This is a genomic window from Lysobacter capsici, assembly GCF_018732085.1.
GTDB lineage: Bacteria > Pseudomonadota > Gammaproteobacteria > Xanthomonadales > Xanthomonadaceae > Lysobacter > Lysobacter capsici_A.
Window position 1 is genome coordinate 344,739 of sequence record NZ_CP076103.1, and the last position, 22,649, is coordinate 367,387.

The 22,649-nt window shown below is 67.6% G+C and carries 16 protein-coding genes and 1 pseudogene; 15 read left to right on the forward strand and 2 right to left on the reverse strand.

The genetic code is table 11. From position 1 onward, the window contains the following. The first annotated feature begins 18 nt into the window (after window positions 1–18). Window positions 19–1,065: an NAD(P)H-dependent glycerol-3-phosphate dehydrogenase gene (locus KME82_RS01420; protein ID WP_215496950.1), complete on the forward strand. Its 1,047-nt coding sequence runs from the start codon at window positions 19–21 to the stop codon at window positions 1,063–1,065. A 269-nt stretch (window positions 1,066–1,334) separates the two neighbouring features. Here the strand turns inward: KME82_RS01420 and KME82_RS01425 are convergent, their stop codons facing one another. Continuing rightward, the gene (locus tag KME82_RS01425) at window positions 1,335–1,952 is read right to left on the reverse strand and encodes a diffusible signal factor-reguated Ax21 faimly protein (protein WP_215496951.1); all 618 of its coding nucleotides are present in this window, start codon (window positions 1,950–1,952) and stop codon (window positions 1,335–1,337) included. A gap of 355 nt (window positions 1,953–2,307) precedes the next feature. Here KME82_RS01425 and KME82_RS01430 point away from each other — a divergent pair, with 355 nt between their 5' ends. The 12 genes from KME82_RS01430 to KME82_RS01485 all read left to right on the forward strand — a co-directional run bounded on the left by KME82_RS01430 (window position 2,308) and on the right by KME82_RS01485 (window position 18,039). After that, entirely contained in the window at window positions 2,308–3,063 is a 756-nt protein-coding gene (locus KME82_RS01430; protein WP_215496952.1) for a 2OG-Fe(II) oxygenase, read from the forward strand. A 252-nt stretch (window positions 3,064–3,315) separates the two neighbouring features. Next, the gene (locus tag KME82_RS01435; RefSeq protein ID WP_215496953.1) at window positions 3,316–4,098 is read left to right on the forward strand and encodes a peptidoglycan-binding domain-containing protein; all 783 of its coding nucleotides are present in this window, start codon (window positions 3,316–3,318) and stop codon (window positions 4,096–4,098) included. A gap of 276 nt (window positions 4,099–4,374) precedes the next feature. Next, on the forward strand, window positions 4,375–6,648 hold the full coding sequence (locus KME82_RS01440) for a TonB-dependent receptor (protein ID WP_215496954.1): 2,274 nt from the start codon (window positions 4,375–4,377) through the stop codon (window positions 6,646–6,648). Continuing rightward, on the forward strand, window positions 6,645–7,403 hold the full coding sequence (locus tag KME82_RS01445; RefSeq protein ID WP_215496955.1) for an ABC transporter ATP-binding protein: 759 nt from the start codon (window positions 6,645–6,647) through the stop codon (window positions 7,401–7,403). The genes KME82_RS01440 and KME82_RS01445 overlap by 4 nt, the downstream gene beginning before the upstream one ends. After that, the gene (locus tag KME82_RS01450; RefSeq protein WP_215496956.1) at window positions 7,400–8,803 is read left to right on the forward strand and encodes a DUF3526 domain-containing protein; all 1,404 of its coding nucleotides are present in this window, start codon (window positions 7,400–7,402) and stop codon (window positions 8,801–8,803) included. The genes KME82_RS01445 and KME82_RS01450 overlap by 4 nt, the downstream gene beginning before the upstream one ends. Next, the gene (locus KME82_RS01455; RefSeq protein WP_215496957.1) at window positions 8,800–10,335 is read left to right on the forward strand and encodes a DUF3526 domain-containing protein; all 1,536 of its coding nucleotides are present in this window, start codon (window positions 8,800–8,802) and stop codon (window positions 10,333–10,335) included. Before KME82_RS01450 ends, KME82_RS01455 begins: the two co-directional genes overlap by 4 nt. Window positions 10,336–10,338: 3 nt before the next feature. Beyond that, window positions 10,339–12,276, forward strand: a complete 1,938-nt coding sequence (locus tag KME82_RS01460) for a TonB-dependent receptor domain-containing protein (RefSeq protein WP_215496958.1) — start codon at window positions 10,339–10,341, stop codon at window positions 12,274–12,276. A 26-nt stretch (window positions 12,277–12,302) separates the two neighbouring features. Next, the gene (locus KME82_RS01465) at window positions 12,303–13,295 is read left to right on the forward strand and encodes a hypothetical protein (RefSeq protein WP_215496959.1); all 993 of its coding nucleotides are present in this window, start codon (window positions 12,303–12,305) and stop codon (window positions 13,293–13,295) included. Continuing rightward, entirely contained in the window at window positions 13,295–14,356 is a 1,062-nt protein-coding gene (locus KME82_RS01470; RefSeq protein WP_215496960.1) for a pyridoxal-phosphate dependent enzyme, read from the forward strand. Before KME82_RS01465 ends, KME82_RS01470 begins: the two co-directional genes overlap by 1 nt. 23 nt (window positions 14,357–14,379) lie before the next feature. Next, on the forward strand, window positions 14,380–15,648 hold the full coding sequence (locus KME82_RS01475) for an ATP-grasp domain-containing protein (RefSeq protein WP_215496961.1): 1,269 nt from the start codon (window positions 14,380–14,382) through the stop codon (window positions 15,646–15,648). Between the two features lie 282 nt (window positions 15,649–15,930). After that, the gene (locus tag KME82_RS01480) at window positions 15,931–16,791 is read left to right on the forward strand and encodes a Rossmann-like domain-containing protein (protein WP_215496962.1); all 861 of its coding nucleotides are present in this window, start codon (window positions 15,931–15,933) and stop codon (window positions 16,789–16,791) included. A gap of 9 nt (window positions 16,792–16,800) precedes the next feature. Beyond that, window positions 16,801–18,039 (forward strand): MFS transporter, encoded by a 1,239-nt coding sequence (locus KME82_RS01485; protein ID WP_215496963.1) that lies wholly within the window; start codon window positions 16,801–16,803, stop codon window positions 18,037–18,039. 104 nt (window positions 18,040–18,143) lie between these two features. On the opposite strand, the gene trmL is transcribed toward KME82_RS01485, so the two are convergent. Beyond that, window positions 18,144–18,623, reverse strand: coding sequence for a tRNA (uridine(34)/cytosine(34)/5-carboxymethylaminomethyluridine(34)-2'-O)-methyltransferase TrmL (trmL, locus tag KME82_RS01490; RefSeq protein ID WP_215496964.1), 480 nt, complete (start codon window positions 18,621–18,623; stop codon window positions 18,144–18,146). 162 nt (window positions 18,624–18,785) lie between these two features. Here trmL and KME82_RS01495 point away from each other — a divergent pair, with 162 nt between their 5' ends. Next, entirely contained in the window at window positions 18,786–21,650 is a 2,865-nt protein-coding gene (locus tag KME82_RS01495; RefSeq protein WP_215496965.1) for a M16 family metallopeptidase, read from the forward strand. Between the two features lie 535 nt (window positions 21,651–22,185). Beyond that, window positions 22,186–22,509: pseudogene (locus tag KME82_RS01500) on the forward strand (DUF4156 domain-containing protein); the annotation flags it as partial. Window positions 22,510–22,649 lie beyond the last annotated feature (140 nt).

Sequence of the window (22,649 nt, forward strand, 5' to 3'; positions counted from 1 at the left end):
CAGGGCCTGCCTGCGCGCATGAATTCACCCGCCTCGGTCACCCCGTCCCCGAAACCGCGCATCGCGGTGCTCGGCGCCGGTTCCTGGGGCACCGCGCTCGCGGCCCTGATCGCCCGGCACGGTCACCCGACCGTGCTGTGGGGCCGCGACGCCGACGGCGCCGCGGCCATCGACACGCAACACGAAAACCCGCGTTACCTGCCGGGCATCGCCCTGCCCGAATCGCTGCGCGCGACCACTGATCTTGCTGCCGCGCTCAAGGACGCCGACCTCGTGCTCGTGGTGGTGCCCTCGCACGCCTTCGCGCAAACCCTGCGCCAACTGGCGCCGCACCGGCCGCCGCACGCCGGCGTGGCCTGGGCGACCAAGGGCTTCGAACCCGGCAGCGGCCGCTTCCTGCACGAAGTCGCCGGCGAAGTGCTCGGCGCGGACGTGCCGCTGGCGGTGGTCACCGGCCCCTCGTTCGCCAAGGAAGTCGCGCAGGGCCTGCCGACCGCGCTGACCGTGCATTCCGACGACGCGGCGTTCGCCCAGTCGGTGGCCGATGCGCTGCACGGCCCGGCGTTTCGCGCCTACACCGGCGACGACATGCTCGGCGCCGAACTCGGCGGCGCGATGAAGAACGTGCTCGCGGTCGCCACCGGCGTCGCCGACGGCATGCAGCTCGGCCTCAACGCGCGCGCCGGCCTGATCACCCGCGGCCTCAACGAAATGCTGCGCCTGAACCAGGCGATCGGCGGGCAGCCCGAAACCCTGATGGGTCTGGCCGGTCTCGGCGATCTGGTCCTGACCTGCACCGGCGACCTGTCGCGCAACCGCCGCCTGGGCCTGGCCCTCGGCCGCGGCCAGTCGATCGAAGACGCGGTGCGAGAGATCGGCCAGGTGGTCGAATCGGTGCAGACCGCCGACGAAGTCATGCGCCAGGCCGAACGTCACGGCATCGAACTGCCGATCTCCAACGCGGTGCGCGCGGTGCTGCACGGCGAAATCACCCCGGCCGACGGCCTGCGCAAGCTGCTGTCGCGCGAGCAGAAGCCCGAGTACCCGACCGACCTGTTCGGTTGAGCCATCGCGTGCGGCGCTGATGCGCCAGCCGGCCGACCCGCGCCGGAACACAATCGCTTCGATCCGTCGCGGCCATCGCCGCTTCGCGTTCGCGCACATGCGCTCGCCGGCCCGCGTCGCTCGCGCTCGCGACTCATTGCGATCGCCCACCGCGACTTCGCGGCGCAAAAAAAGAGCCCGGCTTTTCAGCCGGGCTCGATCGCGACGATTCAGGGGGAGAGAGAGAGAAGAATCGCGATTGGTGCGGAGTACTTGTCGATAGCGCTTTCTTAGAAGCTGAAGCGCGGCCCGACGAAGAACTCTTTCTGGCCGCCGTCGAGGAACTTGGCGTCGGCGGTGATGCCCCAGCTCTGGTTGAACTTCACCAGGGTGCCGATGCGGCCGTAGAACTTGGCGTCGTAGCCCTTGTCGTAGTCCTGGTAACCGGCCAGTGCGTAGCCTTCCCAATTCGGGGTGAGGGTGCCGCGAACGCCGGCTTCGACGCTGCCGCCCTTGATCTTGTCGCTGATGCTCAGGCCGTTCACGTCGGCCTTGCTCTGCTGGTAAGCCACGCGGGTCAGCAAGTCGACGCGCTTGGTCAGTTCGTGGTTGTAGCCCACGCCCACGTTCCAGTTGTCGACATCGATGCTCGGGCTGCGGAACACGCTGTTGCCGAAGACGATGTTCTTCGAATCGGTTTCCTGCTTGCTGTAGCCGCCGAACACATGGAAGTTCGGAGCGAACGCATAGGAACCGTTGACGGCCCAGCCGTCGGAGTCGGCGAAGCTCGACTTGGCGTCGATCTTGGCGTAACCGGCTTCGACGTAGTTGTAGGAAACGCCTTCGGCTGCCGAAGCGGCGAACGGAATGGCGGCGGCGAGGGTGAGGGCAAGCAATGCGCGCTTCATAAAGGTCATAGCCTCTTTATTGGTTTTATTCCGAATCTCGCGCCTCGTGCGAGGCATCCAATGGATTCGGTGTGCGCAGTATCGTCATCGCGCTTCAATCGAAGCTGAATTTTCCGGGGTTTTTTACAGGAACTAAACGTTCTGCTTACGGTACTTGGACATTTCCTAGCCCATTGGTCATGGGTTTTTTCGAGTTTCGAAATGTATTTGCGCGGCATTCTTGCTCGCGGCTGAATATGCACACGGCACATTCGGCAAGGTCGGCGATAAAACCCGCGCTACAGCGCAAGCGGCGGATATACAGCGCGCGCGAATGCGCAAATCATCGATGACATTCGTCATGCATGAGAGCCGTATGAACGCTGACCAAACCGAAGCCGACATCGCGTCGCCGCAGTCAAGCGAAGTACCGATCCAGCCAATCGATCAGCGCGACTGGACCGCGCTGGCGTCGATGCTCGATGCCGATGGTCATGCGCTGTTGCCCGGCGTGTTGAATCCGGCGCAGTGCGCAGCGCTGGCGCGCGGCTACGAGGACGAGGGTCGTTATCGCAGCCGGGTGGTGATGGCGCGGCACGGTTTCGGCCGCGGCGAATACCGATACTTCCGCTATCCCTTGCCCTCGCCGGTGCAAGGCCTGCGCGAAGCGTTCTATCCGCACCTGGCGCGCATCGCCCGGGGTTGGAACGAAAAACTCGGTATTCCGCTGGACTATCCGCCGACGCTGCAGGCCTTCCTCGATCGTTGCCACGCCGCGGGCCAGACCCGGCCGACACCCTTGCTGTTGCGCTACCGCGCCGGCGATTACAACTGCCTGCATCAGGATCTGTACGGCGAACACGTGTTCCCGTTGCAACTGGCGATCCTTCTGTCCGAGCCGGGACGCGATTTCGAAGGCGGCGAATTCGTGTTGACCGAACAACGGCCGCGCATGCAGTCGCGGGTCGAGGTCGTGCCGCTGCGCCAGGGCGATGCGGTGGTGTTCGCGGTCAACCAACGCCCGGTGCGCGGCGCGCGCGGCTATTACCGGGTGGCGATGCGGCATGGCGTGAGCCGCCTGCGCTCGGGCGAGCGGCATACCCTCGGGGTGATCTTCCACGACGCGACCTGAGCGTCGCCGACTGCGAGCGCTCGCGGCGCGACCGATGCGGCCGCGCGCCGGATGATGCAAATCCGAACACTTTCGTGCTGACCGACCGCGCAAGCCCTTGGCGTTGGCTATGAGGTCGCGGCCCCGCACGCAAACCTGCGGCGTCGTCGCCGACACCGCGACGACCATCGATGCGCGGCGCGCGCCCGTGCGGCGCGTGCATGCGCCGGTTCGTCGTGTTCATGGACGCAGTAGCCGACAGGGAGTAAGGACATGCCTTTGCAGGATCAGACTTATGTGCGCCGCGAACTGGAGTTTCCGGGCGCGTTGACCAACGGTGCCAGCGGAGCGGGAACCCGGCGCATCCAGGAATGGCTGGGCTTTCACGGCAACGGCACGCCGATCGACGGCAAGTTCGGCCCGGCCACGAACCGCTCGATCGAAGCGTTCGCCGCGCGCAAGAAATTGGCTTACGGCGGCAGCCTGAATCAGCAGGTGTGGAACGCGCTGGTCGAACCGATGGCGCGCGTGGTCGCCCTTCCGGCGAGCGCGCCGAGCAAACCCTATCCGCAACTGGTGCGCTGGTTCGCCGAGCAGCATCTGGCCGCGCATCCGGTCGAACTGGGCGGCGCCAATCGCGGCCCGTGGGTGCGACTGTACATGAAGGGCAGCGAGGGCGACGCCATGCTGTGGTGCGCGGGCTTCGTCAGCACCGTGCTGCAGCAGGCGGCCGACAAGGCCGGGCGCAGCGCGCCGATCGCCGGCAGCTTCGGCTGCGACGAACTCGCGCGCCAGGCCAAGGACGCCGGCCGCTTCGTTCCCGGCAAATCGGTGGTCGGCGGCAGTCCGGGCTTCGCCGCGCTCGGCGCCTGCGGCATCTTCCTGGTGCGCAAGACCGCGAGCGACTGGGTCCACACCGGGTTCGCCTTCGACGGCGACGGCGAGAGCTTCCTGAGTATCGAAGGCAACACCGACCACAAGGGGTCGGCCAACGGCTTCGAAGTGGCCAAGCGCACCCGCCGCTGCGCTTCGAACGATTTCATCCGGCTCGGCTGAGCCCGCTTGTGATCGGGCGCGTTTGACTCGCCCCTGTCGCTGAGCCTGTTCCGGCCGCGTGCCTGGCTTTGTCCGGTGACGCAACGGTCAAGTCTCGCCCCTGCGGCCCGCGCCTGCGCCAGGAGCGCGGGCCGTTCGCGTTGCTGCGGCAGGACCGTTCGGCCAGACGAAATCTTGTTGATGCGTATTGACGTGCCCCGCGCTCCGACTTACATTGCGGTTGAATTGAAATAATATAACGTTTCAATTCACATCTTCTTCGGGGCGCAGATCACAGTGAGCAAATGCAGTCAGGGCGACCGCCCGCGGGCGGTCTACATAGCGCGGGCGGTGCTCGCGTGTGCGGTCGTGGTGGCCTTGCCGGCCTATGCGCAGGACGCCACGACGCCCGGTCGTCCATCCGACGCGCCGGCCAATGGCACGGCCGGCGCATCCGCCGGCGGCGCCTCGCCCAAGCTGCTCGACCGGATCACGGTCGAAGGCGTCGCCACCCCGGCGGCTTCGCTGGACAGCCCCAACAGCACCGGCTCGCGGCTGGGCCTGAGCGCGCGCGAGACCCCGGCGATGGTCGAGGTGCTGACCCAGGACCAGATCCAGGCGCGCGGCCTGCGCGGCAGCGTGGAAGCGCTCAACGCCGCGCCCGGGGTGCTGGCCGGGCAACTGCCGTCTTCGCCGGGCATGACCTCGATGCGCGGCTTCAGCGGCGGCGCGATCGCGCTACTGATCGACGGCGTGCGCCAGACCGCGGCGCCCTTGATCACCCGCGACTTCGACAGTTGGAGTTTCGAGCGCATCGAAGTGCTCAAGGGCCCGGCCTCGGTGCTGTACGGCGAAGGCGCGCTGGCCGGCGCGATCAATCTGGTGCCCAAGCGGCCGAACTTCGACGGCCAGGCGTTTTCCACGCTGGCCGGCTGGGGCAGCTTCGGCAGCCAGCGTTATGCGCTCGACGCGAACCTGCCGGTCGGCGACGACCTGGCCCTGCGCGCGGTCGTCAGCCGCCGCAGCGGCGACGGCTATGTCGACGGCACCGCCAGCGATTCGACCTCGGCCACCCTGGCCGCGCGCTGGCGGCCGAGCGACACGCTCGACATCGACATCGCCCTGGATCACTTCGAGGACGACTACGACACCGCGTACTGGGGCACGCCGCTGATCCCGGCGGCGATCGCGCGCGATCCCAGCGGCCTGGTCCGCACCGGCAACGGACTGGTGCTGGACAAGGCGATTGCCGATCGCAACTACAACGTCGGCAACGGCGTGCAGGACTCGCACAGCGACTGGCTGCGCACGCGGGTCAACTGGCAACTCGGCGACGGCCTACGCTTCACCAACGAATTCAGCTATTACGACGCGCACCGGCGTTGGTTGAATTCGGAGACGTATACCTACAACCGGCGCAGCGGGTTACTTGATCGCGGCACTACCCGGATCGAGCACGATCATCAGTTCTGGAACGAGCGGGCGACGCTGTTTTCGGACACGCTCATCGGCGGGCGTCGCAACCGGGCTTCGGTTGGGGTCGAATTCACCGACGGCGACTTCGCGGTGATGCGCCGCTTCGGCACGACCACCGCGGTCGATCCGTTCGCGCCGGCGCGCGGCCAGGTCTCGTTCGACGACAACGCGATCAACTTCCCCGGCGCCGGCAATCGGGTCGATTTCGATTCGAGCACGCGGGTGGCGTCGTTGTTCCTCGAAGACGCGCTCAACCTGACCCCACGCTGGTTGCTGCTGGCCGGGCTGCGCTACGACCGGATCGAACTCGAACGCAGCATCCGCGATTTCAATACCGGCGCCGTGAGCCGCTTCGAACGCCGCTACGAGCCGTTGTCGTGGCGATTGGGCACGGTGTTCGATCTGACGCCCAAGACCCAGTTGTTCGCCCAGTACAGCGAAGCGGTCGCGCCGGTCGGCAGCCTGCCGCTGCTGTCGCTGGCGAACTCGCGGTTCGAGTTGACTCACGGCCGCGCGGTCGATGTCGGAATCAAGAGTTCGTTCTGGCAAGACCGCGTCGATCTGAGCGTGGGCGGTTACTGGATCGAACAGGACGATATCGTCACCCGCGACCCGGCCAACGCCAATGTGTCGATCCAGGGCGGCCGGCAATCCTCGCGCGGGATCGAACTGTCGGCTTCGGCCGCGCTGACCCGCGCGCTGCATGTGGACGCGAGCGTGGCGGTGCTGGATGCGCGCTTCGACGAGTTGCGCGAAGCCGGCGGTGCGGATCGCGCCGGCAATGTCCCGACGAACGTGCCCGAACGCGTCGCCAACGTGTTCGCGAGCTATCGCTTCGAAAGCGTGCCGATCACCCTCGGCGGCGGCGCGCGCCATGTCGGCGCGTTCTACACCAACAACGCCAACAGCATCCGGGTCGCCGCGCACACGGTGTGGGACGCGTCGATCGCGTACCGCTTGCCGTTCGGTGAGATTGCGCTGTTCGGCCGCAATCTGACCGATGCGTTCTACGCCGACTGGTCCGGCGGCGCGGCCGACCAGATCGTGATCGGCGCGCCGCGCAGCGTCGAGCTGACTTTCAAGGTGAACCTATGAGCATGTTGCAAGCGCCGTCGAGTCCGCGGCCAATCCCGACCTTGCAGATCCATGCGGTGCGCAAGGACTTCGGCGACCGGCACGCACTGGAAGCACTGTCGATCGCGATCGCGCCAGGCGAGGTGTATGCCTTGCTCGGTCCGAACGGCGCCGGCAAGACCACCACGCTCAATCTGATCCTCGGTTTCCTGACGCCCGAATCGGGGCATATCGAGGTCGCCGACGTGCGCGTGGACCGCGATCCGCTCGGCGCGCGCGCCAAGATCGCGTACTTGCCGGAAACGGTGATGCTGCATCCGACCCTGAGCGCGATCGAGAACCTGAGCTACTTCGCCCTGCTCGGCGGACGCCGGCTCGACGAGGCGCAGGCGCGCGCGCTGCTCAGCGAAGCGGGCTTGCAGGACGAAGCGCATGCGCGTCGCGCCTCCGGTTTTTCCAAGGGCATGCGGCAGAAAGTCGGCCTGGCGATCGCGCTGGCCAAGAACGCGCAGCTGCTGCTGCTGGACGAGCCGACCTCGGGCCTGGACGCGAGCGCGGCCAACGATCTGTCGCAAGGCGTGCGCGCGGCGTCGCGGCGTGGCATCGCGGTGCTGATGGCGACCCACGATCTGTATCGGGTCAAGGACGTCGCGCATCGGCTCGGCATCCTGCGCGCCGGCCGCTTGCTGACCGAGCGCCACACCGCCGAACTGTCGGCCGCGCAGATCGAGGCGCTGTATCTGGAATTGCTGGCGGTGGACGGGCAGGCCGCATGAGCGCGTCGTTGACCCGCTTCGAGTGGACCCTGCTGCGCCGCGACCGGCGCGCGTGGTGGGCGTTGCTGTGTCTGGGCGCGCTGGTGCTGATCGCGTTCGCGGTCGATCTGTCGGCGATCGCCGGCGCCAACGCCGCCAAGGCCGAGGTCGCCCACGCCGAACGCGCGCGCTGGCTAGGTCAGGGCGAGAAAGACCCGCATTCGGCCGCGCACTACAGCATCTTCGCGTTCAAGCCCACGCCGGTGCTGGCCGCGCTCGACCTCGGTGTGGAGCCCTTCGTCGGCCAGACCGTGTGGCTGGAAGCGCACGTGCAGAACGACATGCTGTATCGGCCGCAAGGCGACGCCTCGGCCTTGCAGCGCGCCGGCCTGACCAGCCCGGCTGGACTATTGATCGGGTTCGCGCCGCTGGTCGCGTTCCTGCTCGCGTTCACCGCGGTGGCGATGGATCGCGAACGCGGCACCTTGCGGCTGGCGCTCGGCGCGGCGCTGCGGCCGCGCGCGATCGTGGCGAGCAAGGCGCTGGCGATCTGGTTCGCGCTGGTGGCGATCTTGGTCGCGCCGGTGACGCTCGCCGCCGCGATCGCGTCGGCGGCGCTGGACGCGTTCGATGGCGATGTCGCGGCGCGGCTGTTGCTGTGGGCCGGCGCGATGTCGTTGTATCTGGCGCTGCTGACCGCGGTCGGGGTGACGGTGTCGATGCTGGCCGGCAGCGTGCGCGGCGCGCTCGCGCTGCTGTTCGGGCTGTGGATCGTGTTCGGCCTGGCCTTGCCGCGCTGGGCCAACAGCGCGGTCGAACGCGTGCAGCCGCTGCCGTCCTCGCAGGCGGTCAAGCAACAGTTGATCGATGAGGCGCCGTCGTTCTGGACCGCCGAGGACGCGAAGAAACATCAGGCCGCCTTGCTGGCCAAATACGGTGCCAGCAGCAAGCAGGACCTCAGCGTGGACCTGCGCGGCGCCGAGCTGGACCTGAGCGAACGTCATTCGCACGAAGTCTTCGATCGCGTACTCGGCGGTTTCTACGACAAGGTCGAAGCGCAGGACCGCGCCTATGCCGCGATGGGCTGGCTGTCGCCGATGGCGGCGATGCAGAGTCTGTCGCCGCTGCTGGCCGGCAGCGACTTCGTCCATCACCGCAGTTTCATCGACGGCGCCGAGCGCTACCGCCGCGCGCTGGTCAATCGCATGAACCAGGACGTGATGGCGCATCCGCTCAACGGCGAGCAGGCGCGACACACCGCCGGCGAATCGTTGTGGGCGCAGATTCCCGAGTTCCGTCACCAGCCGCCGCGTCTGGGCGCGGCGTGGGGCAACGCCGCCGCGGCGCTGTTCGCGCTGCTCGGCTGGAGCGTGCTCGCGCTGGCCGGGTTGCTGTGGACGGCGCGGAGGATGAAGCCATGAGCGCGATTGCGCACGACGCCGGTCGCCTGCGCGCGGCCGATACCGCGACGGTGACGGTGGGTTTCACTACGCTGCTCGCCTGGGAACTGCGCCATATCGGTCGCCAGCGCCTGCTGTGGATGGTGTTGGCGCTGCTCGGCTTGGCGATGCTGTGGGGCGCGTACAGCGGCGCGAGCCTGCACCGCGCGCAGACCGCCGCGATCGCGCGCAGTCACGCCGCCGATGCGGCCTGGACCGCGCAGATCCGCGATCGCGCGCGCCGCTACGCCGAGCCTGCGGACAGCCCGGTGCCGTATTGGCAGGACCCGACCGACGTGGCCGGTTTCAGCCGCTATTTCCTGCGCGCGCAGAGCGACAAGCCGCATCTGCCGTTGTCGCCGCTCGCGGTCGGGGTCAGCGATCTGATGCCCAGCCGCCTGCCGGTCAAGCTGGAAACGCCGTTCGGCGCGGAACCGGCATACGACTTCGAAAATCCGCGCGGGCTCGGGCTGGGGCGGTTCGATCTGGGTTTCGTGCTGATCTATCTGCTGCCGGTGGCGACGATCCTGTTGATCGGCTTGTTGTCCACCTTCGAACGCGACCACGGCATGTTGCGGTTGATCGCCGCGCAGCGGGTCGGGCCGCGGGCGTGGCTCGGCGCGCGCGTCGCCGCGATTTTCGCCTGGCTCGCGCCGGCGACGCTGATGTTGCTGGTGGTGAGTCTGTTGTTCGCCGGGGTCGATGCGACCGTGGCGATGCCCGAACTGTTCGCGTCGGCGGCACTGGTGGTGGCCTACCTGTCGTTCTGGGCCGCGCTGGGATTCGTCGTGGTTTCGGCGTGGCCCAGCGCCGCCGGCGCGATCAGCCTGATGGGCGCGCTGTGGGCGGCGCTGGTGATCGGCCTGCCGCTGCTCGGCAGCGCCTGGGCCGAGCGCCTGGGCGATGCGCCCACGCCGGTGGCCTATGTCGATGCGCAACGCCGCGCCAACGATGCGATCGGCAGCGAGCGCGACGCGATCGTGACCGCGATGTTTCGCGCGCGCGCCGATCTGGCCGGGGCGACCGATCACGTCGCGAAGATCGACTACGCGACCCGCATGACCTTCCTGGCGCCCGAGCTGGAGCGACGGCTGGCGCCGTTGCGCGAACGTCAGCTGGCGGCGCGCGCGGCGCGCGAACGCGTTTCGGACTGGGCCGGCTATGTGTCGCCGTCGCTCGGCCTGGAGCAGGCGCTGTCGGTGCTCGCCGGTACCGACAGCGATCGTCACCGGCGTTTCGAGGAACAAACCCGCGCTTACCAGTTGCGCTTGCGCGATTGGTTCTATCCGCGCATCCAACGCGAGATCGCCACGCCGACGCCGCGTCCGCCCAACAGCTACGGGCGGATGAACTTCGCGCAGTACGACGCGATCCCGGTCTACCTCGGCGCCGAACTGCCGGCGTCGGCGCGGGTCGCCGCGACGCTGCCGTTCGCGGCCTGGCTGCTGTTGCTGGCCGCGTTGCTGACCGGCGTGGCGTTGCGACGGTTGCGCCGCTGGCCGTCGGAGCTTTGATCGATGAAACGAAATCAAGGATGGATCTGGAGTCTGAGCGGCGCGCTGGCCCTGGCCGGCAGCGCGCACGCGCAACGCGCCGGCGACAACGCGGTGACCGCGGCCGAGGACGCGTTCGGCGCGACCCTCGGCAATGAAACCATCGGCCTGTACAGCAGCAAGCAGGTGCGCGGGTTCTCGCCGGTGGACGCCGGCAACGTGCGCATGGACGGGGTCTACTTCGATCGCCAGGGCACGGTGCCGCCGGCCTTGGTCGAAGGTTCGACCATCCGGGTCGGCTTGTCGGCATTGAACTATCCGTTCCCTGCGCCGACCGGCATCGTCGACTATCGATTGAAGAAGGCCGGCGACGAACGCGTGATCAGCGTGCTCGCCGCGCTCAATGCCTACGGTGCGCCGGCGCTGGAACTGGATGCGAAACTGCCGATCGTCGATCAGCGTTTCGGCCTGGCCGGCAACATCTCGTTCGCACGCGAGGAGTATTACGACGGTGCCGATGCGCGCTATCTGCGCGCCGGCCTCGTGCCGCGCTGGCGGCCGACCGAGAACATCGAGATCCTGCCGTTTTGGAGCATCTCGCGCGGCCGCGACGAGGAGGTCGCGCCGACCATCATCACCTCGGGCAATCACCTGCCGCCGAAGATCGCGCGGCGTCGGCATTTCGGCCAGACCTGGTCGGACAACGAATACGACAGCCGCAACTACGGCGTGCTCGGCAAGGCGCGCTTCGGCAACAACTGGGCGCTGGCCGGAGGCGTGTTCCGTTCGATCAACAACCAGCCCAGCGGGTTCGCCGAATTGTTCGTCGACACCACCGCCGATGGCATGACCCGCGAGAAAGTCATCGCCGATCCGCGCCAGCGCTACGCCTCGACCAGCGGCGAACTGCGCCTGAGCCGCAGCTTCAGCGAAGGCCCGCGCCTGCACGTGCTGCATGTGGCGCTGCGCGGGCGAAGTCTCGACAGCGACTACGGCGGCTCGGCCGACGCGATCGATTACGGCTGGCGCCGGCTGGGCGAACCGCGGCCGATGCCCGAACCCGATGGTTTCGAATTCGGCCCGCGCACCCGCGACCACGTCGAACAGTGGACCGGCGGACTGGCCTACGAAGGTCGTTGGCGCGATGTCGGCGAGTTGAGCCTGGGCGTGCAGCGCAGCCGCTATCGCAAGAGCGTCGATCAACCCGGGTTGCCGCGTACGTCCTCGCGCGACGATCCGTGGCTGCCGAACGCGACCGCATCGGTGTACTTGAACAAGTCGCTGGCGTTGTACGCCGGCCACACGCGCGGGCTGGAGGAAAGCGGGATCGCGCCGGACGACGCGGCCAACCGCAATCAGGCCCTGGCCGCGATCCGCACCCGCCAGACCGACGCCGGCCTGCGCTGGGCCTTCGCCGACCGCATGAAGCTGGTGGCCGGCGCGTTCGACGTGCGCAAGCCGTACTTCACCACCGACGAGAACAACGTCTATGGCGCGATCGGCGAAGTGCGCCATCGCGGGGTCGAGCTGAGCCTGAGCGGACGGCCGACTGACAGCTTGAGCCTGGTCGCCGGCGCGGTGCTGATGCGTCCGCGCGTGAGCGGCGAAGCGGTGCGGCTGGGGCGCGTCGGCGATCGTCCGATCGGCCAGACCGAACGGGTGCTGCGCAGCGATCTGGAGTACCGCCCGCCGATGCTGCCGGGCTGGTCGTTCGATCTGGCGATGAGCCACTACGGCGAACGCGTCGCCTCGCGCGACGGCTTCAACCGGGTGCCGGCCTACACCCTGGTCGATGTCGGCGCGCGCTATCGCTTCAAGCTCGGTTCCGCGCCCGCGACCTTGCGCCTGCTGGTCGCCAACGCGGGCGACACCTACACCTGGACCATCTACGGCAACAACAGTTTCGGCCTGACCGACGGGCGGCGCTACGTGGCGCAGCTGGCGGTGGATTTCGACGGCTGATCGATCCACAACTCGGAGACGTGGCGATGCTGCGGCAGCAACACATAGGTGGCTTTCAACGCGGCATGCCGGCGGCGCCGGACGGGACATGCGCGGGTTCGGCAAACAGCGACGCCGGTCATGCCGAATCAGCGGCCGCGGCGTCGCGTCATGCCTCGCCCGCGATCTGCAGCGGCGTATGTCACGGCACCCTGGGCGAACTGCTGCAGGGGCCGTACGAACACGACGGCGAGTTGCACATCGGTCTGATCTCGTTGCCGGTGCGCAAGTACAGCTGGGTGCATTTCACGCCGGGCGAGGCGGGCGATATCGACATCGAGCTGGCCGGCAAAGACAAATGCCGGCGTGCGATCGAGTTGTACTTGCAGCATTACGGCAAGCGATTGCCGGCGGGGCGATGGAGTCACGATTCGGAATTGCTGCTGGGAAAGGGCATGGCCAGTTCCACCGCCGACTTGGTCGCGACGATCCGCTGCCTGGACCGCATCTTCGGCCTGCATTCGCCGGCGCCGGTGATCGCGGCGTTGCTGCGCGAAATAGAGCGCTCCGACAGCGTGTTCCTCGATACGCATGCGCTGTACCTCAGCGGCCGCCAGGAAATCGTGCGCGCGTTCGACGCGCCGGTGCGGCTGCACGCGTGCTACATCGACGAAGGCGGCACGGTCGAGACCGAAAAGGTCGCCCATCCCTTGCTCGCTCACTACCAGCGCAACCTGCCGGCGTATCGGCACAACCTCGATCGCGCGATCGACGCCTTTGCCCGCCACGATCTGCGCCGCATCTGCGAGTGCTCCACGCGCAGCGCGGAACTCGCGCAGGGCGTGATCGCCAAGCGCCATCTCGAGGTGTTGCTCGAACGCCAGCGCGATTTCGCCGCCGACGGCATCGTCGTCGCCCACACCGGCAGCCTGCTCGGCTATCTGTTCATCGCCCGCCCCGATCCGGCGCGCATGGGCGAGCTGTCGTCGTTCTTCCGCGGCCTGGGTCATCAGTGCCGCTTCGCCGAAACGGGGTTGTGATGACAATGCATGCGCATATCGCCGACGCGATCAAGGTGCCCGATCTGGTGCGGCTCGGGCCGAACCTGTACGTGGCCCGCTTCGAAACCATGAAGGTGTACTCGACCCTGGTCGCGGTCGAGCGCCTGCTCGCGCAAGGCCGCATCCAGCCCGGCGCGACCTTGATGGACAGTTCCAGCGGCATCTACGCCTACGCGCTGGCGCTGGCCTGTCACAAGTTCGGACTCAAGTGCCACATCGTCGGCTCCAAGACCGTCGACAAGACCTTGATGCTGCAGCTGCGCATCCTCGGCGCGACCATCGAGCAGGTCGAGCCGCAGGCGACCATGAAGATGGATCAGAGCCTGCGGGTGGCGCGCATCCGCGAGCTGCTGGAGGCCGATCCGTCGGTGCACTGGATGCAGCAATACCACGACGACATCCACTACGACGGCTACGAGCCGGTGGCGCGACTGCTGCTCGATTCGATCGGCGGCGCGGCGCTGAGCGTGGTCGGCGGCGTGGGCTCGGGCTGTTCGACCGGTGGCCTGGCGCGCGCACTGCGCGCGCACGATCCCGCGGTCGAACTGGTCGGCGTGCAGCCGTTCGGCAGCATGACCTTCGGCTGCCAGCACATCGAAGACCCCGGCATCATCATCGCCGGCATCGGCAGCTCGATTCCGTTCCGCAACGTGCGCCACGGGCTGTACGACGAGATCCACTGGGTATCGTTCGACTACGGTCTGTCGGGTTCGATTGCGCTGCTGCGCGAGCACGCGGTGTTCGCCGGCCTGTCGACCGGTTGCTGCTATCTGGTCGCGCAACGCGAGGCCGCGCTGCGGCCCGAGCGCAACATCGTGTTCCTCGCCGCCGATACCGGCCATCGCTATGTCGATGGCGTGTTCGCCCAGCACGAACAGGCGCTGGATTTGACCGATCTGCGGCCCACGCGCATCGATTCGCTCGATGGCCTGGTGCTGCCGTGGTCGGCAATGGCCTGGCGGCGCGCCGATTTCGACGATCAGGCGGTCGCGCCGCAGGCCCTTCCTCTTCCGGCGTCGGCGCTCGCCGCCGCTTCCTGATTCCTTCCTGGAGCATTCTCGCCATGGCGCATTTGTTGATGATCGAAAGCTGGATCGGCGGCACCGGCCGGATCTTTCCGCCCGCGATCGGCCGGCTCGGCCATCGCTACACCTTCGTGACCCGCAACCGCGGCCACTACCTCGACGCGCGTTCGCGCGAGATCCATCCGGTGATCGAACACGCCGAGCACGTGCTGACCACCGAGACCAACGACGTGCCGGCGCTGATCGAATTCCTGCGCGCGCAGCACGCGATCCTGAAGTTCGACGGGGTGGTGACGATCTGCGATTACTACATCGACACCGTGGCCCAGGTCGCGCAGGCGCTTGGTCTGCCGCAGGCGTTCTCGGCCAATGTGGTGATGGAGCGGCGCAAGGACCAGGTGCGCGAGGCGATAGAGCGCGCGGGCCTGCCGAATCCGAAATTCGCGGTGACTCAGTCGTGGGAGCAGACCCAGGGCGAAGCGAGCCGGATCGGCTATCCGCTGATCGTCAAGCCGACCGATCTTGCGTCGAGCGCATTCGTGCGCCTGATCCACGACGAAGGCGAGTTGCGCCAATCGTTCGATGCGCTGGAACAATTCCCACGCAACTTCCGCGACCAGGCGCGGGTGCCGCTGCTGTTGCTGGAGGAGTACATGGTCGGCGAGGAGGTCAGCGTGGAAGCCTGCACCTATCGCGGCCGCACCACCGTCATCGGCATCACCGACAAGAGCGTGACCGGGTTTCCGTACTTCATCGAGGACGGGCATATGTTTCCGGCCAAGCTCGATCCGGCCCAGGCCACCGCGATCGAAGCGCTGGTGTGCGGCGCGCTGGAGGCGGTCGGGCACGATCACGGCATCAGCCACACCGAGGTGAAACTCACCGCGGACGGGCCGCGCATCGTCGAGATCAATCCGCGCCCGGGCGGCAACTACATCGCCGAACTGATCCAGCGGGTGACCGGCATCGATCTGCTCGACGCGCAGATCGAACTGGCGTTGGGGCGCGAACCGGATCTGGCGCGCAAGCCCACCGGCGTGGCGAGCGCGGCGATCAAGTTCCTGGTGCCGCCGCGCGGGGGGTATGTCGCCACGGTCGATGGGGTGGCGTCGTTGGAGAGCGATCCGGCGGTGCAGCGATGGAGTTTGTCGCCGATCGCGGGCAGCGAGGTCGCCGCGCCGATCGATAACGCTTGTTATCTGGGGCATGTGGTCGCGGTGGATGCTTCGGGATTGGAAGCGCGCGCGTATGCCGAGCGTGCGTTGGGGCGGGTGGTGTTGCATTACGCCGAGGCGGCTGCGGCTTGAGGCTTATCGCACGATCAGCGAGCCGCGGCGAACCGCTTTTCCCCCCTTTGAAAAAGGGGGGCGGGGGGGATTTGCTTTTGCCCTTGCATTGAAAGCAACAGCAACAGCAACAGCAAAAAGCAAATCCCCCCTGCCCCCCTTTTTCAAAGGGGGGAAAGGCAACGGCGGCTGCAACAGCAACAGCTACAGCAACAGCGAAAGAAACGCGCCGGATCAATGGCTCCCTGACCGTCAAGGCTAACCCGCAGCCACCGCCCCAACCGCCCAACTCCGAGACCCACCATGCTCACCGCCACCCCGAATCTCTCCCACACCTCCGTCGCCGACCTCACCGCCTCCGTACTGCGCGGCGATTACGGCCACGACCCGGCGCAGCTGCATGCGGTGGGCGCGTTCTGGGTCCGCCAGAGCACCCAGTTCCCCGGCACGGACACCAAGTACCGCAACTACTATCTGGTGCTGCGGGTGGAATCGGGGTTCGGCGGCTGTTGCGTCGAGCGCGATCAGCTCGATTCGGTGATCGCCGAGGAACTGTCCGGCCGCAGCGTCGCCGAACTGCTGCGCGATGAGCGCACGCCGGTGCGGATCGCCGCGCTCGATGCCTATCTGTCGCTGGTGCGTCCGCATCGCGAGGCCGCGCAGGCGCAGGTGTTCATGCTGCCGCACGGTACGCCGCTGCAACGCGCGAAAGCGCGCGACCAAGCCATCGCCAGCTTGCTCAGGATCGAGCCGGGCATGCGGGTGGGGTTGATCGGCGTGGTCAATCCGCTGGTCGATGCGATTCGCGCGCATGGCGGGGTCTGCCTGCCGTGTGATTTCAATATGCAGCGTACGGCCGACGGGACTGAAGTAGCCAAGGACATGGCGCCCGTGTTGGCGCAGGCCGATTTAGTCATCGCTACCGGCATGACCCTGAGCAACGGCTCGTTCGATGAAATTCTCGCCGCCACCCGTCTGCGCAATATTCCGTTGATCGTCTACGCCCAGACCGGCAGCGCGATCGTGCCGCGTTTTCTCGGCGACGGCGTGGCCGCGGTGTCGGCCGAGCCGTTTCCGTTCTCGCAGTTCAGCGCCGATCCCACGCCTATCCATCTGTATCGCGCCGAGGGCTTCGCGGCCGGCGATGCGCGCGTGGCGGCTTGAGGAGGCGAGGTGGAGGTGAAGCCGCGGGTGATCGATGAGGGTGCGACGCTGAGCGAGGCCGTGCGGCGTCGCGGTTTGCATGGCTTGTTGGTTTATACCTTTCTCATGGTGACCGGCTTCGCCATGCTGATGCCGCTGGTCGCGGTGCATTTCGTCAACGACCTCGGCATGGCCGCCGCCGCGGTCGGGTTGGCGCTGGCGGTGCGGCAACTGACCCAGCAGGGCTTGGCGCTGGTGGGCGGCGTGTTGTCAGACCGCTACGGCGCACGGCGGATGATCTGCCTGGGCGTGTTGCTGCGCGCCGCGGGTTTCGCCAGTCTCGCGTTCGCCGATGCGCTGCCGATGCTGTTGTGCGCGATGGTGCTGTCGGCCCTGGGCGGCGCCATGTTCGAAGCGCCGTACCAGGCCTCGATCGCCGCGCTGACCGACGAAAAAACGCGGCCGCGTTACTACGCGATCAGCAACTGGATCAGCGGCGTGGCGACCACGTTGGGGCCGTTGCTGGGCGTGGCCCTGCTGCATTACGACTTTCGCGTGGTGTGCCTGGCGGCGGCGGCCTGCTTTGCGGCGAACTTCCTGGTCGCGTTGCGCCTGCTGCCGCAGGTGCGCATGCCCGAACAGCCGCCGCCGCTGCGGCACGGACTGGATCTGGTGCGCGGCAACCGCGCCTTCGTCGTATTGGTCGGCTTGATGATGCTGTACTGGTTCGTCGCCGTGCAGATCAACATCAGCTTCCCGTTGCTGGCGCAGCGTTTGACCGGCACGGTCGACAGCGTCGGTGTGATGTTCGCACTCAGCGCCGGACTGACGGTGGCGCTGCAATACGGCCTGGTGCGCTGGCTGGAGCGGCGCTGGAGCAGCGCGCAGGTGCTGGTGGCCGGGGTGGTGGTGATGTCGCTCGCGGCCGGCGCGATCGGCCTGGTGCGCGACTTCGCCGGCCTGCTGGTCTGCGTGGGCGCGTTCTCGATCGGCGCGCTGATGACCCGGCCCACCCAACAGACCTTGATCGCCGGTCTCGCCGATCCGCGCGCGCTGGGCACCTTTCTTGGCGTGAGTTCGCTCAGCCTCGCGGTCGGCGGCGGCATCGGCAACATCGCCGGCGGCTGGATGGTCGATCTGGCGGCCGCGAAGCAATGGCCGTGGTTGCCGTGGGCGGCGTTCTGCGCGGTCGGCCTGGTTAGCGCGTTCGGCCTGCATCAGTCGACGCGGGTACGTCGCGAGCGCGCGCCGGTCGTCGCTGAATCCTGATTTCCCCTCGTGCTGCAATTGCCCTCTCCGCAATCCGGGCGGAGAGGGCTTTTTTTGCGCTGGTGCGCGGGCGCTTCGAACGTCGTACTACCGGTTCGGACCGCTCACTCCCCGCCCACGAACCCGTGTTGCCGCCACGCCTCGAACACCACCACCGCGACCGAGTTCGACAGATTCAGGCTGCGATTGTCCGGCCGCATCGGCACGCGCAGGCGCTGCGGCTCCGGCACTGCGTCGAGCACGTCCTGCGGCAGGCCGCGGGTTTCCGGGCCGAACACGAAGGCGTCGCCGGCGCGGTACTGCGGGCTGTCGTGGCGGGTCCGGCCGCGCGTGCTCAGGGCGAACAATCGCGGCGTGGCGGACTGGGCCTGCGCGATCGTCGCCAGCGCGGCGTCGAGGCTGTCGTGGACGCGCAGGCTGGCGTACTCGTGGTAGTCCAGGCCGGCCCGGCGCAGTTGCTTGTCTTCCAGGGTGAAGCCCAGCGGCGCGATCAGGTGCAGGCGCGCGCCGGTGTTCGCGCACAGGCGGATGACGTTGCCGGTGTTGGGCGGAATTTCGGGTTGGTAGAGGATGACGTCGAACATGCGCGCATTATGCGGCCCGGTCGTCGGCGAGCGGAGTGCGCCGGCGAACGCAAAAGCGCGGCCCCACCCCCTGTGACCGGCGGCCTATGCCGGCCGCACCCCGCCCGCCTAGGATGGGAGCCTTGGTCCGCCCGCGGACGTTTGCCTTTCCAAGGAGTTTCCATGCCCTCGTCCCGCTTGCTGTCCCTTCGTCCGCGCACCGGCGCGCTCGCCCTGGCGCTGGGCCTCGCCCTGGCCGGCGGCGTCGCCGCGCCCGCGCTGGCCGCGCCCAAGGCCGAGGTCTCGATCCCGTACCAGGAGTTCACCCTGCCCAACGGCCTGCGGGTGATCGTCCACACCGACCGCAAGGCGCCGATCGTCGCGGTCAATGTCTGGTACCACGTCGGCAGCAAGAACGAGCAGCCCGGGCGCACCGGCTTCGCGCATCTGTTCGAACACCTGATGTTCCAGGGCTCGGAAAACTACAAGGGCGAATTCTTCACCCCGTTCGAACTGGTCGGCGTCACCGATCAGAACGGCACTACCAACGTCGATCGCACCAATTATTTCCAGAACGTGCCGACCACCGCGCTCGACATGGCGCTGTGGATGGAATCCGACCGCATGGGCCACCTGCTCGGCGCGATCGACCAGAAGACCCTCGACGAACAGCGCGGCGTGGTCCAGAACGAAAAGCGCCAGGGCGAAAACCAGCCCTACGGCCGCCGCATCAGCGCCAAGCTGTACGAAGCGCTGTACCCGGCCGATCATCCCTACAGCTGGCAGACCATCGGTTCGATGGCCGACCTCGACGCCGCTTCGCTGGACGACGTGAAGACCTGGTTCCGCAGCTGGTACGGCCCCAACAACGCGGTGCTGGTGCTGGCCGGCGACATCGACCTGGCCACCGCCAAGCAAAAGGCGCTGCGTTACTTCGGCGACATCCCGGCCAGCGCGACCCTGGCCGACATGGCCACGCGCATTCCCAAGCGCGAGCGCGACACCGAGGAAGTCGTGCCCGACCGCGTGCCGCAGGCGCGCATCTACCGCGCCTGGCCGGTCGCCCAGTTCGGCGCGGCCGACGGCATCGATCTGCAATTGTTCGCCCAAGTGCTCGGCGGCAGCGCGGCCTCGCGCCTGGACGCGCGGCTGGTGCACAAGGATCGCCTCGCCGACGGCGCGAGCGTGTCGATCAACGACGCCGAGATCAGCGGCACCCTGGTGATCATGGCCACGGTCAAGCAGGGCGTGGACCCGGCCAAGGTGCGCGCGGCGATCGACGAGGAGGTCAAGCGGTTGATCGCCGACGGTCCGAGCGCGGAAGAACTCGAACAGGCCAAGACCTCGACCCGCGCCGAATTCGTCCGCGGCATCGAGCGCATCGGCGGTTTCGGCGGCAAGTCCGACGTGCTCGCGCGTTGCGCGGTGCTGCTCGGCAAGCCCGATTGCTACCGCGATGAGCTCAAGGAACTCGATAAGGCCAGCATCGCCAGCGTGCAGGCGGCCGGGCGCAAGTGGCTCGGAGTGGGCTCGCATACGCTGCTGGTGCAGCCCGGCGACAAGCCGGCCTCGTCGCTCCCGGAAACCGTGCGCGCCGCGCCGGCGACCAAGCCGGCCGCGATTCCGGCCGCCGACCCGCGCTTCAAGACAGTCGCCTCCGACCTCGACCGCAGCACCGGCGTGCCCACTACCACGAGTTTCCCCGCACTGCATTTCCCCACCCCGCAGACCGCGCGCCTGAGCAACGGCATGCAGGTGGTGCTGGTCGAACGCCACGAAACCCCGGTGGTGCAGCTGTCGATGGAATTCCCCGGCGGTTTCAGCGCCGACCAGGGCCGCAAACTGGGCACCGCCAACTTCGCCATGGCCATGCTCGACGAAGGCGCCGGCGAGTACGGCGCGCTGCAATTGTCCGGACGCAAGGAAGCGCTCGGCGCCGAGCTGGGCAGCAACGCCAGCCTCGACACCGCCAGCGTGTCGCTGTCGGCGTTGACCGACAAGCTCGATCCCTCGCTGGACCTGCTTGCCGACGTGGTCCTGCGTCCGCGCTTCGACGCCTCGGAAATCGAGCGTGTGCGCGCGCAGTGGCTGGCCGGGATCAAGCAGGAGAAGGCGCGTCCGCAGACCGCCGCGCTGCGGGTGCTGCCGCCGCTGCTCTACGGCGCCGACCATCCCTACGCGATTCCGTTCACCGGCACCGGTACGGAGGCCTCGATCGCCTCGCTCACGCGCGAGGATCTGGTCGCGTTCCACGACGACTGGTTGCAGCCCGACCGGGTGCGCGTGATCGTGGCCGGCGACACCACGCTCAAGCAGATCGTGCCGCTGCTCGAACGCCGCTTCGGCGACTGGAAGGCCAAGGCCGGCGCCCCGGCGTTGCCGGATCTGGCCCAGGTCGCGCGGCCGAAGGCGCCGCGGGTGTTCCTGGTCGACCAGCCCGGCGCGATCCAGTCCAACATCTATGTCGGCGAACTGATCGCGCCGACCGGCGACGCGGGCACGATCGATTTCGATTTCGCCAACGGCGTGCTGGGCGGCGAATTCAGCTCGCGCCTCAACATGAACCTGCGCGAGGACAAGCACTGGGCCTACGGCTCCTACAGCGGCGCCGGCAACGCCAAGGGCCAGCGCCCGTGGATCGCCCAGGCCGCGGTGCAGTCGGACAAGACGGTCGAATCGCTGGGCGAACTCAAGCGCGAGATCGGCGCCTTCGCCAGCGGCGCGACGCCGGTGACCGCGGCGGAAGTCGCCAAGGTCCGCGCCGCCAATACCCTGAGCCTGCCCGGCGCTTATGAGACCAACAGCGCGGTGATGCTGCAGGTCAGCTCCGACCAGCGTTACGGCCGACCGGCCGACTACATCCTGCAGTACAAGGCGCGCAACGACGCGATGACGCCGGCGCTGACCCAGGCCGCGGCCAAGGCGCTCGACCCGCAGGCGTTGACCTGGGTGGTGGTCGGCGACCTGTCCAAGATCGAGCAGCCGATCCGCGACTTGAAGATCGGTCAGGTGCAGGTGATCGACAACGATGGCAAGCCGGTGCGGTGATCGTGGCCGTGCGATCGCGGGCTGGGTCGGCCGCGGTCGTGAAGTGATGAGGTGATTGCAGCGGGCCGCATCGACGATGCGGCCCGTTGCGTTTATCGGCTTGCTGCGCATGCATCGTCAACTGCAGAACACTCCAGGTCGTCATCCCCGAAGGCGGGCTCCGCTTTGCTTTGGCGCAGCCGAATATCCAAAGCCTTTAGCGCTATCTCTCCACAACGTCATTCCCGCGAAGGCGGGAATCCAGTGACTTTCGTGCGAGAACGCTTGAAGTCACTGGATTCCCGCCTTCGCGGGAATGACGGTAGGGAGGTGCGTTGGGCGTGGAAGCACGGTGCTTCGGATGACCTGCGTATCCGGCAACGGTGGAACGTTACGCTTTCACCAATTCCCAATTCCCAATTCCCAATTCCCAATTCCCGAATCCCGAATCCCGAATCCCGAATCCCGAATCCCGAATCCCGAATCCCACCATTCCTACCGCACTCAGCCGATTCCAGCGACAATGCGCTCGGTCCAATCCCTACCCGAGGTCCCCATGCGCACACCGGCACTGCTGTCCCTGTCCGCGATCGTTCTGGCTGTGAGCGCGTCGGCCTGCACCTGGGTCAACATGGCGCCCGGCGCGCAGGCGGTGCGGGTGTTGTCCGCGGGCGCGGCGCCGGGTTGCGAGAAGCGCGGCGAAGTCGTGGTGTCGGTCAAGCACAACGTCGCCTTCTACGAGCGCAACGCGCTGCGCGTGCGCGAGGAACTGGAAACCCTGGCCCGCAACGAGGCCCCCGGCCTGCAGGCCGACACCATCCAGCCGCTGGCCGATCCGTCGCAGGGTTCGCAGCGTTTCGCCGCCTACCGCTGCGGCCCCGGCGCGGCCCCGGCTGCGCAAAAACCGGCTTCCGGCGCCGCCCAGACCTACCCGGTGGGTGGCTGAGCGGGTTTCCAAACGGCCGCGTACGGGTTTTTTGCGTGCCGGTAACGCCTGTAATCGATTGTTTGGCAAGGGTT

Coding starts and splice junctions, on each gene's coding strand:
- KME82_RS01465 (WP_215496959.1), top strand. CDS start 12,303: ATGCTGCGGCAGCAACACATAGGTGGCTTTCAACGCGGCATGCCGGCG.
- KME82_RS01460 (WP_215496958.1), top strand. CDS start 10,339: ATGAAACGAAATCAAGGATGGATCTGGAGTCTGAGCGGCGCGCTGGCC.
- KME82_RS01445 (WP_215496955.1), top strand. CDS start 6,645: ATGAGCATGTTGCAAGCGCCGTCGAGTCCGCGGCCAATCCCGACCTTG.
- KME82_RS01475 (WP_215496961.1), top strand. CDS start 14,380: ATGGCGCATTTGTTGATGATCGAAAGCTGGATCGGCGGCACCGGCCGG.
- KME82_RS01430 (WP_215496952.1), top strand. CDS start 2,308: ATGAACGCTGACCAAACCGAAGCCGACATCGCGTCGCCGCAGTCAAGC.
- KME82_RS01455 (WP_215496957.1), top strand. CDS start 8,800: ATGAGCGCGATTGCGCACGACGCCGGTCGCCTGCGCGCGGCCGATACC.
- trmL (WP_215496964.1), bottom strand. CDS start 18,623: ATGTTCGACGTCATCCTCTACCAACCCGAAATTCCGCCCAACACCGGC.
- KME82_RS01420 (WP_215496950.1), top strand. CDS start 19: ATGAATTCACCCGCCTCGGTCACCCCGTCCCCGAAACCGCGCATCGCG.
- KME82_RS01435 (WP_215496953.1), top strand. CDS start 3,316: ATGCCTTTGCAGGATCAGACTTATGTGCGCCGCGAACTGGAGTTTCCG.
- KME82_RS01470 (WP_215496960.1), top strand. CDS start 13,295: ATGACAATGCATGCGCATATCGCCGACGCGATCAAGGTGCCCGATCTG.
- KME82_RS01450 (WP_215496956.1), top strand. CDS start 7,400: ATGAGCGCGTCGTTGACCCGCTTCGAGTGGACCCTGCTGCGCCGCGAC.
- KME82_RS01425 (WP_215496951.1), bottom strand. CDS start 1,952: ATGAAGCGCGCATTGCTTGCCCTCACCCTCGCCGCCGCCATTCCGTTC.
- KME82_RS01480 (WP_215496962.1), top strand. CDS start 15,931: ATGCTCACCGCCACCCCGAATCTCTCCCACACCTCCGTCGCCGACCTC.
- KME82_RS01495 (WP_215496965.1), top strand. CDS start 18,786: ATGCCCTCGTCCCGCTTGCTGTCCCTTCGTCCGCGCACCGGCGCGCTC.